This is a genomic window from Pararhodobacter oceanensis (assembly GCF_003076755.1).
In the GTDB taxonomy this organism is placed as follows: Bacteria; Pseudomonadota; Alphaproteobacteria; order Rhodobacterales; family Rhodobacteraceae; genus Pararhodobacter; species Pararhodobacter oceanensis.
Genome location: NZ_QDKM01000001.1, coordinates 819508 through 834210 on the forward strand (window position 1 = coordinate 819508; position 14703 = coordinate 834210).

A 14703-nucleotide genomic window follows, 5' to 3' on the forward strand; every position below is an offset into this window, starting at 1 on the left:
TGCGAGGTCCACCAACACCAATAAAATGCCGGGCGCAAAGCCCCCGGACGGGGCGCTTATAGCGGCGCGGCAGATGGTGTCAATCGGTTTTGCCGTTAAACCGGCGCGCGGCTTGGCGCGCGGGGTGGCGCGTTGGCCGGCTGGGCGCGCAAGATCGCCGCTTCGCCACGCGACAAACAGCGACGCGCGGTCGCGCCGAAACGCTCGGGATGGCTGGCCAGCGCCGGATCGACCTGCGCCAGGGAGCGCGCGTGCCAGGCGATCACCCGTGGATCGGCCAGACCGGGATGAAAGCTTTCGCAAGGTTGGCCGTTGGCACTGATGATCTCGTGACGCTCGAGCATCAGATGCACATAGCGCACCGTCTCAAGGGTGAAATCGCGGCGGACCAAGCGCCCGTCCTCCAGATCCTCGGCGGCAATCAGCACCTCGTCCGCCGCCGCCCCACCGTGCGGCAGATCCCCGCGCGCCGCCTGCTGCGCCAAAGGCATCAACATCCGGTGCGACGGCGAGACCAGCAGATCCGCCTCGGGCCGATCATTGCCCAGCGCGCCGGCGTGGATCCGCAGCGGCCGCAGATGCGGATAAAGATAGAGCTCCGCCCCGGTTAGCTTGGTTTCGCCGCGCCAGACAACTGGCTGCGCGCCGTTATCGCGGGTCTCGACAGGCTCGCCGGGCTGCAACTCCTCAACCGGTCGCAGCCCCTGCGGCGTGGCGATCTGCGTGCCGGGCAGGAAACAAATCACCCCCATGCGGCGCTGCGTTGCCAGCGGTGCGATCTGCAGCGCGCTGATCCACAGCTTGCAGTCGGGCGGCGGCAATAAGGGATCAAACACCGCCAGCAGCCGCGCGCCGCTGCGCACAATCCGCGCGCTATATTCGCGTATCCCGTCGGTGAGGGTGAACCCGTCACCCGGCGGCATCTCGTCATCGGGCAGAACCGCAGCGCGATGCGGCATCTCGGCCAGCGCCAGCCGCTCCATCCGCGCGCGCACCCGCGCCCGCGCATCAATCCGGTCCACCGGCCGGTCCAAGAGCAGGGTTTCCACCGGTGCATCCAGCCGTCGCGCGCGCCCGCGCCACTGCCAGATCATGCCAATCTTCAGGAATGCGGGGTCCAGCCCCCATTCCTCGCCGGGCGCGGTTTGCGCCCAGTCCACGGCATACACGCCGTTGAAACCGGAAACACTGCTCATTGTTATGCCTGTTTGTTTTCCTTTGGTTAACAAAGCCGGCAGAGTCTGACCAGTTTTAACTGATTCGCACCCCGAATCGCGGTGCGCGCTGTTGCGGCGCTGCCACCTGATCACCGCGCGTCAGTGGTCAATACACCCAAGGCCGCGCGCCCGAGACCTGCCGCGCCGTTACCTCGCGCCCGTCCTCATAGAGTGCAATCGCCCCGCTGCGCCGGAAGGCCCGCGGATCAAGCAAACGACACGCGCCGCTCGGAGGCGCCTCCAGCCGGATGTCGGTGACAATCGTCATCCCCTCGCGGCACCACGCGGGCAGCGCCGCCTCGCCTGCAACGCCGCGCAAATGCAGCCAGTCCGCCCCGGCAAAGCGAAACCGAACGCCGCCCGCGACCGGCGTAAACCCGCCCCGCGCCGCCGAAACCTCCTGCGTCGCTGCATCGCCGTCTGCCTCCAGCCAATGCCGCGCCACAAAGCCCGCGCCGCGCGCACGGCTCAAAGCGCGGCCCTCGGGCGTCATCAGCCCGACCAAAGCGCCGCCGCGGTCGATCAACAGCGCCGGACGCTCTACCGAAGCCCAGCCCAGCGCCGCGACACCGGCCAGCACCACGCCCGCCCAGCGCGCCCGCCCCGGCCAGAGCGCCAGCCACAGCCCGCCCAACGCCAGCAGTGGCACCACAAAGACCGGCGGCGCCGCGACCAGACGCACCGCGCCCGCGCTGCCGCCGACGGTCTGCGCGACAAACAGGATCCAGCGCGTGCCCAATTCCATCAGCCACAGCCCGACGCCCTCCAAGCCTACGGGCCATAAGAGCGCCGAAGCCACCGCCGCCGGCATCACCAATAGCCCCATCAAGGGCACGCTCAACAGGTTCGCCAACAGCCCGTAATCGGTGAACCGGTGGAATTGCGCGGCGGCAATCGGCGCCGTCGCCAGCCCCGCGACCAAGGAACACAGCGCCGCCGTCGCCACCACCCGCAAGAGCCGCATCGCCCGCGTGGGCCGCCCCTTGCCGCCCGCCGCCTGCCGCCGCTCGCGCAGCGCCCGGAACACCGCGACCAGCGCCACGGTGGCCGCGAATGACATCTGGAACCCCGCCGACAACAGCGATTCGGGCCGCCAGACCAGCACAATCAGCGCCGCCAGCGCCACCGAGCGCATCGAGATCGCGCGCCGGTCGATCAGCACCGCCACCAGCATCGCCGCCGCCATCACAAAGGCCCGCTGGGTGGCGATATTCCCGCCCGAGAGCGCCAGATAGCCCAGCGCCGCCATGAGCGCGCAAAGCGCCGCGATCTTGCGGATCGGCCAATAGAGCGCCAGCGCCGGGATCAGCGCCAGCGCCGCGCGGGCGCCGCCGTAGACCACGCCGGTCAACAGCCCCATATGCAGCCCCGAAATCGCCAGCAAATGCGCCAGATTGGACCGCCGCAGCGCCTCGGTCATCGCCAGCCCCACGCCCGAGCGGTCGCCGGTCAGGATCGCCGCGACAAAGCCGCCGGTCTCGCCGGGCAGGCGGGCGCGGATCCCCGCGCTCATCCGGTGGCGCAAACGGGTCAGGGCCAGCCCGATCCCCGCCGCGATCCCCGGTGTGAAGCCCGTTTCCGGCGCGCTCCATGCCACCACCGGCGCGCGCGTATAGCCGACCGCACCCAGCCGCGCGAACCAGGCGTGGCGGCGAAAATCAAAGCCCCCCGGCTCGGTCGGCCCCGAGGGCGGCGCCAGATGGCCGGTCATCATCACCCGCGTGCCCGCAATCGGCGCCACATCCAGCGGCCCGCCATGCAGCGAAATCCGCACTCGCACGGGCGTGCGCTCCGGCTCCAGCCCGGCCAGCACCACGCGGTCCAGCGTCAAGCGCACCGCGCCCGAGGCCGAGCGGTCTACCGCCACGATCCGCCCCTCAATCGGCCCGTAGCGCTGCCAGCCCAGCACCGGCGCCTCGACCATCCGCGTGCGCAGCCCCGCCGCGGCAAAGCCCAGCGCCATCAGCGAGAGCGCCAAAAACACCGGCCGCGCCAGTTCCGGCCCGCGCAAGGCGGCGCCCAGCAGCGCAGATGCCGCGAGGGCAACGCCCAGCAGCAGGCCGCCCGTGGGCTCCTCGCTACCAGCAAAATAGACACCGACACCGGCGCCCAAAAACACCGGCACAAAGGGAAATAAATGCCCGCGCGCCACCATAACTGGTAACAATAGCGCCCGCAGACCCCGCGCCACGGCACCGCGCAGCCCCCGATTCTCGGCACCCAGAGCGGCTGACGCATATGGCGAGGTTTCAGGGGATGCACCGCTCGACACTTGAGATCACCCGCATCATTGCCTAGAGCATTCCCTACCCTATCCTCCGCATAGTTTCCGAAAGGTTAACACCCGATGAACGCCCCAGTCGTGACCCGCTTCGCCCCTTCGCCCTCCGGGTTCCTGCATATCGGCGGGGCACGCACCGCGCTGTTCAACTGGCTCTATGCCCGTGGCCGTGGCGGCAAATTCCTGCTGCGCATCGAGGACACCGACCGCGCCCGCTCAACGCCCGAGGCCACCGCGGCGATTCTCACCGGCCTGACATGGCTCGGGCTCGATTGGGACGGCGAGGCGGTCAGCCAGTTCGAAGGCGCCGAGCGTCACGCCGAGGTTGCCCTTCAGATGCTGGACAGCGGCCACGCCTATAAATGCTTTGCCACCCAAGACGAGATCGAAGCCTTCCGCGAGGAAGCCCGCGCCGATGGCCGTAGCACGCTCTATCAATCGCCCTGGCGCGATGCCGATCCGGCCAGCCACCCCGATGCGCCCTATGTGGTGCGCCTGAAAGCGCCGCGCGATGGCGAGACGGTAATCGAGGATCAGGTGCAGGGCCGCGTGGTGATCAAGAACGCACAGCTTGATGATATGGTGTGCCTGCGCTCGGATGGGACACCCACCTATATGCTGGCAGTGGTGGTTGATGACCATGATATGGGCGTCACCCATGTCATCCGCGGCGATGACCATCTGAACAACGCCGCGCGGCAGATCCAGATTTACCACGCGATGGGCTGGCCGGTGCCGGTATTTGCCCATATCCCGCTGATCCATGGCGCGGACGGTAAGAAACTCTCGAAACGCCACGGCGCGCTGGGGGTCGAGGATTACCAGCGCATGGGCTTTCCCGCGGTGGCGATCCGCAACTATCTGACGCGGCTCGGCTGGAGCCATGGCGATGACGAGTTTTTCACCGATGCGCAGGCGCTGGAGTGGTTTGATCTTGGCGGTATCGGCAAGGCTCCGGCGCGGCTGGACCTGAAGAAACTCGAGCATTTGGCAGCGCAGCATTTCTCCGCGATGGAGGATGCTGCAGCGCTGCATGAGCTGGCGGGATATCTGGCCGCGACCGAGGCCGCCCCGCTAACTGACGCGCAGTCAGATGGAATTCTCAAAGCCATGCCCGCGCTCAAGGACAAGGCCCGGAATTTCGGCCAAATCATTGAACGCGCTCACTTTATTCTGACCGAGCGGCCGATTGCACCGGATGCCAAGGCAGCAAAAGCGCTGGATGATGTATCCCGTGGTATACTGGATGAATTGACGCCGCAGTTGCGAACTGCTAGCTGGGAGCGCGAAACACTGGAAACCATTGTGAGCACATGCGCCACGCAACGCGGCTTGGGCCTTGGCAAACTGGCCCAACCTTTGCGCGCCGCGCTGGCTGGACGGATGGTGTCCCCTAGCGTGTTCGACATGATGGTCGTTCTGGGACGAGACGAAACCCTGGCGCGGCTGAGCGACGCCGCCTCGGAGGGCACAGAATAAGCGGGGCCCGTCAGACGGACCCAAAAACCGCAGACCACACAGAATAAGCGAGGGAATCGATGGCCGAATCCAAAAAGAGTGCGACACTGACAGTAGGCGAGACGTCGCTGGAATTGCCGATTTTTACCCCCACGGCGGGCCCGGATGTCTTGGATATCCGCAAGCTCTACGGTCAGGGCGATGTGTTCACCTATGATCCCGGGTTCACCTCGACCGCGTCCTGCTCTTCGACCATCACCTATATTGATGGTGACAAGGGCGAGCTGCTCTATCGCGGCTATCCGATCGAGCAATTGGCCGATAAATCGCATCATCTCGAAGTCTGCTATCTGCTGCTTTACGGTGAGCTGCCGGATGCCAAACAGATGCTCGAGTTCGAAGCCCTGGTGACCCGTCACACGATGGTTCACGAGCAGATGCAGTATTTCTTCCGTGGTTTCCGCCGCGATGCGCATCCGATGGCGACGATGGTTGGTGTGGTCGGCGCGATGTCGGCTTTCTATCACGATTCCACCGACACCAATGACACCTACCAGCGCGAGGTCGCGGCGATTCGCATGGTCGCGAAACTGCCGACGATTGCGGCGATGGCCTATAAATACTCGATCGGCCAGCCCTTCGTGTATCCCAAGAACACCCTCGATTACGCCGGCAACTTCCTGCATATGTGCTTTGCCGTGCCCGCCGAGGATTATGTCGTCGACCCGATCCTTGCCAAGGCAATGGACCGGATCATGATGCTCCACGCCGATCACGAGCAGAACGCCTCGACCTCGACCGTGCGTCTGGCCGGCTCCTCGGGCGCCAACCCCTTCGCCTGTATCGCTGCTGGTATCGCCTGTCTCTGGGGTCCGGCCCATGGCGGCGCCAATCAGGCCTGCCTCGAGATGCTGCGCGAAATCGGCACCGTTGACCGCATCCCCGAGTTCATCGAGCGCGCCAAGAACAAGGACGATCCGTTCCGTCTGATGGGCTTTGGCCACCGCGTCTATAAGAACTTCGACCCGCGCGCGCGGGTGATGAAGGAAAGCGCCGACGAGGTGCTTGGCCTGTTGGGGATCGAGGACAACGAGACCCTGAAAGTCGCCAAGGAGCTTGAGCGGATCGCGCTGGAAGACCCGTATTTCGTCGAGAAGAAACTCTACCCGAACGTCGATTTCTACTCGGGGATCATTCTCGAGGCGATGGGCTTCCCGACCTCGATGTTCACCCCGATCTTCGCGCTCAGCCGCACGGTGGGCTGGATTTCGCAGTGGAAAGAGATGATCTCGGATCCAGAGCTGAAAATCGGTCGTCCGCGCCAGCTCTACACCGGCGCCCCGCGCCGCGACTACGCCGAAGTCGAAGACCGCTAAACCGCGACACCCAAACACAAAACGCCGCCCCACCCGGGCGGCGTTTTCTTGTTTCCGAGGGACTGTCACACCCACTCCAATTTGCGCGCCCCGCTCCCCTCTTCTGGCCCGTGAGCACCACGGGCCTCGCTCGCCCCAACCCATGGGCGCAAGCCGCGCATCACCAGACCGCGGGATGGCGTCGCAACGATAGAACAGCGCGATTTATAGCTGCAAAGTCCGGCAAACATAGTAGCGTAGCGCCTCGGCCAACCAGATCGCCAGCCCTGTGGGCGGTCTGGCGATGCGTGGCGGCTTCGCCTTGATTCCACGCAGGGCACATTGGCGATGCCTCACGCAGCCCAACCGACATTGAAGCTTTCATGCGCTGCGCATCGCTCACCGGGCACCTGCACCCACATAGGGCCGGGCGCGTCCCTTCGTGCCGCGTTCAACGGTGTCAGCGCGTGATGATCTGAGGGATAGCCACGGCAGGACCGCCCGAGCCGCTGAACCTTACCTGCTCCATGTCACCCGCCTGGCCCGCGGGCACCACGGGCCGCGCCCGACCCTCCCCCCGGGAGGGCGCATTGGCGGTGTCCTTCACCGCTCGCGCGACATAGATGCTTCGGGGCGCCGCACATCGCTCAACCGGCACCTGCGCCCACCCAGGCTCGGGCGCGTCCCTTCGCGCTTCGTTCAACGGTGTCAGCGCGTGATGATCTGAGGGATAGCCACGGCAGGACCGCCCGCGCCGCTGAACCTTACCTGCTCCATGTCACCCGGGAGGGCGCATCGGCGATGTCCTTCACCGCTCGCCCGACATAGATGCTTCGAGGCGCAGCGCATCGCTCAACCGGCACCTGCGCCCACCCAGGATCGGGCGCGTCCCTTCGCGCTTTGCTCAACGCAGTAAACGCCTGCGGGGCCAATAATCGCTAGACCTGCCAGTCCTACCCCGCCCCCACTTTATGCCCCAAATATCCTGGGGGAAGCCGCAGGCTGGGGGCAAAGCCCCCAAACCTTTACCCCCGCGGCTGCGCCCGCTCCACCAGCCGGGCAAAGAAACTCGCCCCGATCGGCGCGATCTCGTCGTTGAAATCATACTTCGGATGATGCAGCCCCGCGCTCTCGCCCTGCCCCAAAAACAGATACGCGCCGGGCCGCGCCTCCAGCATATAGGAGAAATCCTCCGCCCCCATCACTGGCGCGCTCTCGCCGGTGCCGGCGCCGATCTCGCGCGCCACGTCAAAGGCGAAATCGGTGTTCTCGGCGTGGTTAACCGTCGCCGGATAGCCGCGCTCGTATTTGACCTCGGCGCTCACCCCCATGGCGGCGGCGATCCCGTGGACGATCTCGGCGCTGCGCTGCTCGGCCATGCCGCGCACCTCCTCGTCAAAGGTGCGCACGGTGGCGCAGAACCAGCCCTGATCGGGGATCACATTATCCGCCGAGCCGGTGTGGATTTGCGTCACGCTGATCACCAGCGCATCGGTGCCCTTGCGGTTGCGGCTGACGATGGTTTGCAGGGCCGAGACCATCTGCACAATCGCCGCCACCGGATCGGCGCAATTCTCGGGATGCGCACCATGGCCGCCGCGCCCGTTCACCGTCACCCAGAGCACATCCGCCGAGGCCATCAGCGGCCCCGAGCGCCCGTGAAACTCGCCCACCGGCACATCCGGCGCATTGTGGATGCCGTAGACCTGCGTGATCCCGAAGCGGTCCATGATCCCCTCTTCGACCATCACCCCGGCACCGCCACCCCATTCCTCGGCGGGCTGGAAAATCAGCGCCACTTTGCCGGCGAAATTGCGCGTTTCCGCCAGATAGCGCGCCGCGCCCAGCAGCATCGTGGTGTGTCCATCATGACCGCAGGCGTGCATTTTCCCCGCCACCGTCGAGGCATAGGGCAGGCCGGTTTCCTCATCCATCGGCAGCGCATCCATATCCGCGCGCAGACCGATCACCGGCCCCTCGCCCTGCCCCTCGATGATCGCCACCACGCCGCTTTCGGCAATCCCTTCGTGGATCTCGGTGATCCCGAAACTGCGCAGCCGCTCGACCACGAAAGCCGCCGTCTCGTGGCACTCGAAACGGATTTCGGGATGTCGGTGCAAATGCCGCCGCCATGTCTTCAGGTCATCGGCAAAATCGGCGATACGATTGATCACAGGCATGGTGGACTCCGGCAGTCTGGTTTGAAACAACGGCCTAGATTGAGCAATTAAGCGAGCACTTGCAATGGCCGACGATCCCCTGATCTATGACCCCGAGGGCGGGCTGCCCCGCCTCGCGATGATCATGGCGCGGCTGCGCGCGCCGGAGGGCGGCTGCCCGTGGGATATCGAGCAGGATTTCGACAGTATCGCCCCCTATACCATCGAGGAATCCTATGAGGTCGCCGATGCCATCGCGCGCCGTGACTGGGACGGGCTGAGGGGCGAATTGGGCGATCTGCTGTTCCAGTCGGTCTATCACGCGCAGATGGCCGAGGAGGCGGGGCATTTCACCCTTGATGACGTGCTGCGCGGGATTGCCGACAAGATGGTCGCGCGTCACCCGCACGTATTCGGCGACACGGTGATCGACAGCGCCGAGGCGCAGACCGACGCTTGGGAAGAGGTCAAAGCCCGCGAGCGCGCCGCCAAGGCGCAGACCGGCGTCCTTGATGATGTGCCGCTGGGCCATGCCGCATTGACCCGCGCGATCAAACTGCAAAACCGCGCCGCACGGGTCGGGTTTGACTGGCCCGATGTGGCACAAGTCATTGATAAAGTTGCCGAAGAAGCGCAGGAACTGACCGAGGCCGCGCCCGAAGACCGCTTTGAGGAATACGGCGATCTTCTGTTCGTCATGGCCAATCTCGCCCGCCATCTTCAGATCGACCCCGAGGCCGCCCTGCGCGCCGCCAACGATAAATTCACCCGCCGGTTTCGCTTTATCGAGGCCGCGCTCGCCGCTCAGGGCCGCCGCCCCGCCGACTCGGATCTGGCGGAAATGGATGCGCTCTGGGATGCCGCCAAAGCCGCCGAGCGAACCACCAAGAAGGATCAGCCCGCGTGACCATCCGCATCGCCATGTGGTCCGGCCCGCGCAACCTCTCGACCGCGCTGATGTATGCCTTTCGCGCGCGCGGCGATTGCAAGGTCAGCGATGAACCCTTCTACGCCGCCTATCTTGCGGCCACCGGTCTCAACCACCCGATGCGCGACGCCATTCTCGCCAGCCAGCCCCAGGACCCCGCGGTGGTGGCGCAGACGCTGACGCAGGATCAGCCAGAACCGCTGTGGTATCAAAAGCATATGACCCAGCATATGATCCCGCAGATGCCGCGCGACTGGATGGGGTCTTGCCGCCACGCCTTCCTGATCCGCCATCCGGCGCGGGTCATCGCCTCCTATGCGCGCAAACGCGAGGCGCCGGTGCTGGAAGACATCGGCTTCACCCAGCAGGCAGAGCTCTTCGACCGGATCTGCCAGAGCACCGGCACCGCGCCGCCGGTGATCGACAGCACCGATATCCGCGCCAATCCGGCGCCGATGCTGCGCGCGCTCTGCCAAGCGCTCGACATCCCCTATAGCGACGCGATGCTGCACTGGCCCGAAGGCCCCAAGCCCGAAGACGGTATCTGGGCGCCGGTCTGGTATCACGCGGTGCATGGCTCGACCGGTTTCGACGCCGCCGAAGGCCCGCTGCCCGAACTGCCAAAGGCCTACCAGAGCCTCGCCGACGCCGCCCTCCCCGCCTATACGCGCCTCGCCGCCCATAAGCTGACCGGCTAGCCCTCTTTATGCTCTAAATATCCAAACTCCGCGGCCTGCCACCGGCACCCGAACGCAGGCCCTAAGCCGCGCCGCGCCGCAAGCGTCGCCAGAGCCGCCCGTCGATCGCCGCCAACCCGAGGCCGATCAGCGCCATCCCCGCCACATGCCGCGGCAGCAGAACCTCGCCCAGCACCAGCACGCCCAGCGCAATCGCCGAGACCGGGATCAGAAAGGTCACCAGCGAGGCATTCACCGCCCCGGCGCTGGAAATCAGCCCGAAATAGAGCCAATAGGCCAGCGCCGTCGAGAGCACCGCCAAGCCAATGAGCGCCAGTATCACCTCAAGCCCCGGCATCGGCAGCGCCCATGGCCGGTCGACCACCAAGACCAAGGGCAGCATCATCAGGCTCGACATCGCCACCTGTCCGAAACTGGTCGAGAGGGGCGCCATGCCCATCGCGCGGAACCGCCGGCCCCAGACGCTGGAGACCGCATAGCTGAAGGCGGCGCCGATACAGGCCGCCTGCGCCCAGATCGTGCCCTCGCCCAGCGCCGCGCCCATCATCACCGCGACACCGGCGAAACCGATCACCACGCCCAGCGCCTTGGCCGGCGTCATCCGCTCGTCCGATAGCGCCAGATGCGCGACGACCACGCTCCACAGGGGCGTGGTGGCGTTGAGGATCGAGGCCAGACCGCTGGAAATCTGCCCCTGCGCGACGACAAACAGGGTAAACGGCACCGCGTTGTTCAAAAACCCCATCACCGCCAAAGCCGCCCAAGCCTGCCCCCCGCGTGGAAACGGGATGCGCAGCAGCGGCAGCAAGACGGCCAGCACCAAAGCGCCCAAGCCGACGCGGATGAGCACAATGGTGAAGGCGGGCAAATAGGGCACCGCCACCTGCACAAAGAAAAACGAGCCGCCCCAAAGCAGCGACAGCAGCGCCAACCGCAGCCAATCCCCAATCGACATGTCCAAAACCCTTTGTTAGAGCCCGCCGCGATGCGAAAACCCTGCCGTCGGGGCGCGCATGTGCCTGTCACATGCCGCCTTACCCCAACCCGCAGAGAGCCCGATCGCGACCGGCTTCGTCAGGGTTCGACCCTGCCGTGATCCGCCGCCACAAGCGACCCGTTTCCTGCGCAATTCTGCCGGTGAACGCCTCAGTCGATACGGGTCCAGACCTGCTCGCGGCAGATCACCAGAAAACAGCCCGAGACGGTCAGCCGGTCGCCCGCCAGATCCATCGTCGCGCGGTATTCCTGATCGCGGTCCGGCGCCCAGATCCGCCCGCCGCGATACTGGCCACTGCCGCGCGGCTCCATATCCCAGACGATCCGCCGTCCGGTATTCTCGGATTCCATCGGATTGCCCGAAGCATCCCGAGGCTGGCCCAAAACACCGCAGAGCGTGTTGCCGCACATGGAGATGGTCACCACGCCGGTATTGCCATTGTCATCGGGCTGGGTGCTCCAGCGGCCCTCGGCAGGGTCGGCCCAAGCGGCGCTCGCACTCAGCGCCAGAACAGAGATCGCAACATATAGGTTTTTCATCGGTTGATCCTCCCTCGCCGCAGCATCCTTGGATGTGAGCAGCGAGGCAAGCCCCATGTTCAGCCCCGCGCGATTCCCCGCGCGCGCCCGCTCTGGCAGGCTGCGTCAACCTGCACAGTCACTCGCGCAAACGCTGATGCCCCGCTGCCAGTCGCTGCCCCGAGGCCAGATCCTTGAGGATCGGGCAATCGGGCCGCGCATCACCCGCGCAGGCCGAGACCAGCCCCGCCATGGTGCGCCGCAACTCGCCCAGTTCCGCAATCCGCGCGTCTATCCGCGCCAGATGCTCGCTGGCCAGCCGTTTGACATCCTCGCTGGCGCGGCCGGTATCATCGTAAAGATCCAGCAGCGCGCGGCAGTCCTCGATGGAAAACCCCAGCCCCCGCGAGCGGTTCAAAAACGCCAGCCGGTGCACGTCATCAGCGTCAAACACCCGGTAGCCATTGCTGTCACGGCCTATGCGGATCAGCCCGATATCCTCATAATAGCGGATGGTTTTCGCCGGCAGACCCGAGGCTTTGGCGGCCTCTCCGATATTCATGCGCGCACCTCCGATCCCGCGCTAAGCTCTTGACGCCGCAGCGCTTTCAGCCGCAGCGCATTGCTCAGCACAAAGATGCTGCTCAGCGCCATCGCACCCGCCGCCAGCACCGGCGACAGGGTGATGCCGAACGCCGGAAACAAGGCCCCCGCCGCCACCGGAATCAGCGCCGCGTTATAGGCAAAGGCCCAGAACAGGTTTTGCCGGATATTGCTTAACACCTTGCGGCTCAGGTGGATCGCGTCGACCACCCCGCGCAGATCGCCCGACATCAGCACCACCTCGGCGGCCTCGACCGCGACATCGGTGCCGGTGCCGATCGCCAAGCCCACATCCGCCGCTGCCAGCGCCGGAGCGTCATTGATCCCGTCGCCGACAAAGGCCACCGCGCCCGCCTCTGACCGCAGCGCCTCGATGGCCTCGGTCTTGCCGCCGGGCAACACCTCGGCGACCACATGATCAATGCCGAGTTCCGCCGCCACCGCCTGCGCCGTGGCCTGCGCATCGCCGGTGATCATCGCCACCTTCAAATCCATCGCATGCAGCGCGTCGATCACTGCAGGGGTGCTGTCCTTGATCCGGTCAGCGACCACCAGTAGCGCCGCAACCGCGCCGTCAATCGCGATATAGAGGGGCGTGCCACCGCGCGCCGCATGCGCCTCGGCCGCGGCGGGCAGATCACCCAGCGCGATGCCCTCACGGGTCATCAGCCGCGCCGCACCGATCAACATCTTCTGGCCACCGACCACGGCCTCCAGCCCGAAGCCGGTGATCGCAGTCACCCCTTCCGCTGCGGGCAAGCTCAGCCCCTTTTCCTGTGCCGCGCGCACAATAGCCCCGGCAATCGGATGCTCGGACGACCGCTCTGCCGCTGCCGCCACCGCCAACGCGTGGTCGGCGTCGACACCGCCTGCGGTGATCACCTCGATCAGATCGGGGCGGCCCTCGGTCAGCGTGCCGGTCTTGTCAAACCCCACCACCGAGACGCCCTGCAACGCCTGCAACGCGTCGCCGCGGCGGAACAAAACCCCCATATCCGCGCCGCGTCCTGTGCCGACCATGATCGAGGTCGGCGTCGCCAGACCCATCGCGCAGGGGCAGGCGATGATCAGCACCGCCACCGCCGCGATCAGCGCATGCGACAGGCGCGGCTCCGGCCCGACCAGCAGCCAGACCACAAACGTCAGTGCCGCGACGGCCATCACAATCGGCACAAACACCCGCGTCACACGGTCCACCAGCGCTTGGATCGGCAGTTTCGCGCCCTGCGCCTGTTCGACCATACGGATGATCTGCGCCAGCACCGTATCCGCACCGATCCGCGTCACGCGGAAGGTCAGCGCGGCATTGCCGTTGACGGTGCCGCCGGTCAACTCATCGCCCGCGGCTTTCTCCACCGGCAGTGGTTCGCCCGAGATCATGCTCTCGTCGATCCACGACTGGCCGCTGTCCACCGTGCCATCCACCGCCACCCGCTCGCCGGGGCGCAGATGCAGGACATCGCCGACTACGATCTCGCCAATCGGCAATTCCACCACCTCGCCGCCGCGCTCGACCCGCGCCGATTTCGCCTGCAAGCCGACCAGCCGCGCAATCGCCGCGCCGGTGCGTCCCTTGGCCCGCGCCTCCAGCCAGCGACCCAAAAGGATCAGCGTCACGATCACCGCCGAGGCCTCGAAATACACCGCCTGCGTGCCCGCGGGCAGCAGATCGGGCGCAAAGGTCGAGACCGTGGAAAACGCCCAAGCCGCGCTCGCGCCCAGCACCACAAGGCTGTTCATATCCGGCGCGCCGTGGATCAACGCGGGCACGCCAGCGCGGTAAAACCGCAAGCCGGGGCCGAACAGCACCGCCGAGGCCAGCAGGAATTGCGCCACCCAGACCGGAAACTGCCCGACCGCCCCATACAGCCAATGGTGGAAGGCGGGCACCGCATGGCCGCCCATCTCGAGGATGAACACCGGCAGCGTCAGCACCGCCGCGATCAGCACCGCGCGCCGCAGCGACGCCTGTTCGGCATCGCGCGCCTCGGCCAGATCCTCGCGCGCATCCTCGCTGGCAATCTGCGCCTGATACCCCGCCTTGGCCACCGCGTTCAGCAAATCTTCGGGCAATCCCGAAATATCCAGATGGCGGATCATCGCGGTCTCGGTGGCAAGGTTGACGCTCGCCTCCTGCACGCCCGGCAGCTTCGCCAAAGCGCGCTCGACCTTGCCGACGCAGGTCGCGCAGCTCATCCCGCTGATCGCCAATTCCGTGGTCTGGCTCGGCGCCGAGAACCCCGCCTTGCCCAGCCGCTCGGCCAGCACCAGCGGATCGGCGGCGCCATCGACCGACACAGTGGCGGTGACCAGATTGGCGCGCACCCCGGTGACGCCCTCTTCCTTGGCCAGCATCCGCTCGATTCGCGAGGTGCAGGACGCGCAACTCATGCCGTCCACACGCAGCGTCTGGCTGATTTCCTGCTGTTCGGCCATGGTCATCTCACACCTCGTTTTGCCATCCTACACCGGACATAGGGCTTCCAGTA

General features: G+C 66.1%; 11 protein-coding genes. 4 read left to right on the plus strand and 7 right to left on the minus strand.

Going from position 1 to position 14703, the window contains the following annotated elements; genetic code table 11:
• Window positions 1-95: 95 nt before the first annotated feature.
• Both DDE20_RS03660 and DDE20_RS03665 read right to left on the minus strand, forming a co-directional pair.
• A complete protein-coding gene (locus DDE20_RS03660; protein ID WP_116557051.1) occupies window positions 96-1196 on the minus strand; it encodes a Hint domain-containing protein in 1101 nt (366 codons plus the stop codon).
• 127 nt (window positions 1197-1323) lie between these two features.
• The gene (locus DDE20_RS03665; protein ID WP_338066504.1) at window positions 1324-3384 is read right to left on the minus strand and encodes a ComEC/Rec2 family competence protein; all 2061 of its coding nucleotides are present in this window, start codon (window positions 3382-3384) and stop codon (window positions 1324-1326) included.
• Window positions 3385-3564: 180 nt separating this feature from the next.
• Between DDE20_RS03665 and gltX the strand changes: the two genes are divergently transcribed.
• Both gltX and gltA read left to right on the plus strand, forming a co-directional pair.
• Window positions 3565-4977 carry a glutamate--tRNA ligase gene (gltX, locus tag DDE20_RS03670; protein ID WP_116557053.1) on the plus strand — a complete coding sequence of 471 codons (1413 nt, stop codon included), beginning with the start codon at window positions 3565-3567 and terminating at the stop codon, window positions 4975-4977.
• A gap of 59 nt (window positions 4978-5036) precedes the next feature.
• Entirely contained in the window at window positions 5037-6332 is a 1296-nt protein-coding gene (gene gltA, locus DDE20_RS03675; protein WP_116557054.1) for a citrate synthase, read from the plus strand.
• Between the two features lie 1004 nt (window positions 6333-7336).
• Here the strand turns inward: gltA and DDE20_RS03680 are convergent.
• Window positions 7337-8491 (minus strand): M20 aminoacylase family protein, encoded by a 1155-nt coding sequence (locus DDE20_RS03680; protein WP_116557055.1) that lies wholly within the window; start codon window positions 8489-8491, stop codon window positions 7337-7339.
• Window positions 8492-8555: 64 nt separating this feature from the next.
• Between DDE20_RS03680 and mazG the strand changes: the two genes are divergently transcribed.
• Window positions 8556-9377: a nucleoside triphosphate pyrophosphohydrolase gene (gene mazG / locus DDE20_RS03685; RefSeq protein ID WP_116557056.1), complete on the plus strand. Its 822-nt coding sequence runs from the start codon at window positions 8556-8558 to the stop codon at window positions 9375-9377.
• 2 nt (window positions 9378-9379) lie between these two features.
• A complete protein-coding gene (locus DDE20_RS03690; protein ID WP_116557254.1) occupies window positions 9380-10096 on the plus strand; it encodes a sulfotransferase-like domain-containing protein in 717 nt (238 codons plus the stop codon).
• A gap of 61 nt (window positions 10097-10157) precedes the next feature.
• Here the strand turns inward: DDE20_RS03690 and DDE20_RS03695 are convergent, their stop codons facing one another.
• From DDE20_RS03695 to DDE20_RS03710, 4 genes are all read right to left on the minus strand, one after another.
• The gene (locus DDE20_RS03695) at window positions 10158-11051 is read right to left on the minus strand and encodes a DMT family transporter (protein ID WP_116557057.1); all 894 of its coding nucleotides are present in this window, start codon (window positions 11049-11051) and stop codon (window positions 10158-10160) included.
• A 191-nt stretch (window positions 11052-11242) separates the two neighbouring features.
• Window positions 11243-11632: a DUF2147 domain-containing protein gene (locus DDE20_RS03700; protein ID WP_116557058.1), complete on the minus strand. Its 390-nt coding sequence runs from the start codon at window positions 11630-11632 to the stop codon at window positions 11243-11245.
• Window positions 11633-11750: 118 nt separating this feature from the next.
• Window positions 11751-12173 (minus strand): MerR family DNA-binding protein, encoded by a 423-nt coding sequence (locus DDE20_RS03705; protein ID WP_116557059.1) that lies wholly within the window; start codon window positions 12171-12173, stop codon window positions 11751-11753.
• A complete protein-coding gene (locus tag DDE20_RS03710) occupies window positions 12170-14650 on the minus strand; it encodes a heavy metal translocating P-type ATPase (RefSeq protein ID WP_116557255.1) in 2481 nt (826 codons plus the stop codon). The genes DDE20_RS03705 and DDE20_RS03710 overlap by 4 nt, the downstream gene beginning before the upstream one ends.
• Window positions 14651-14703: the final 53 nt, after the last annotated feature.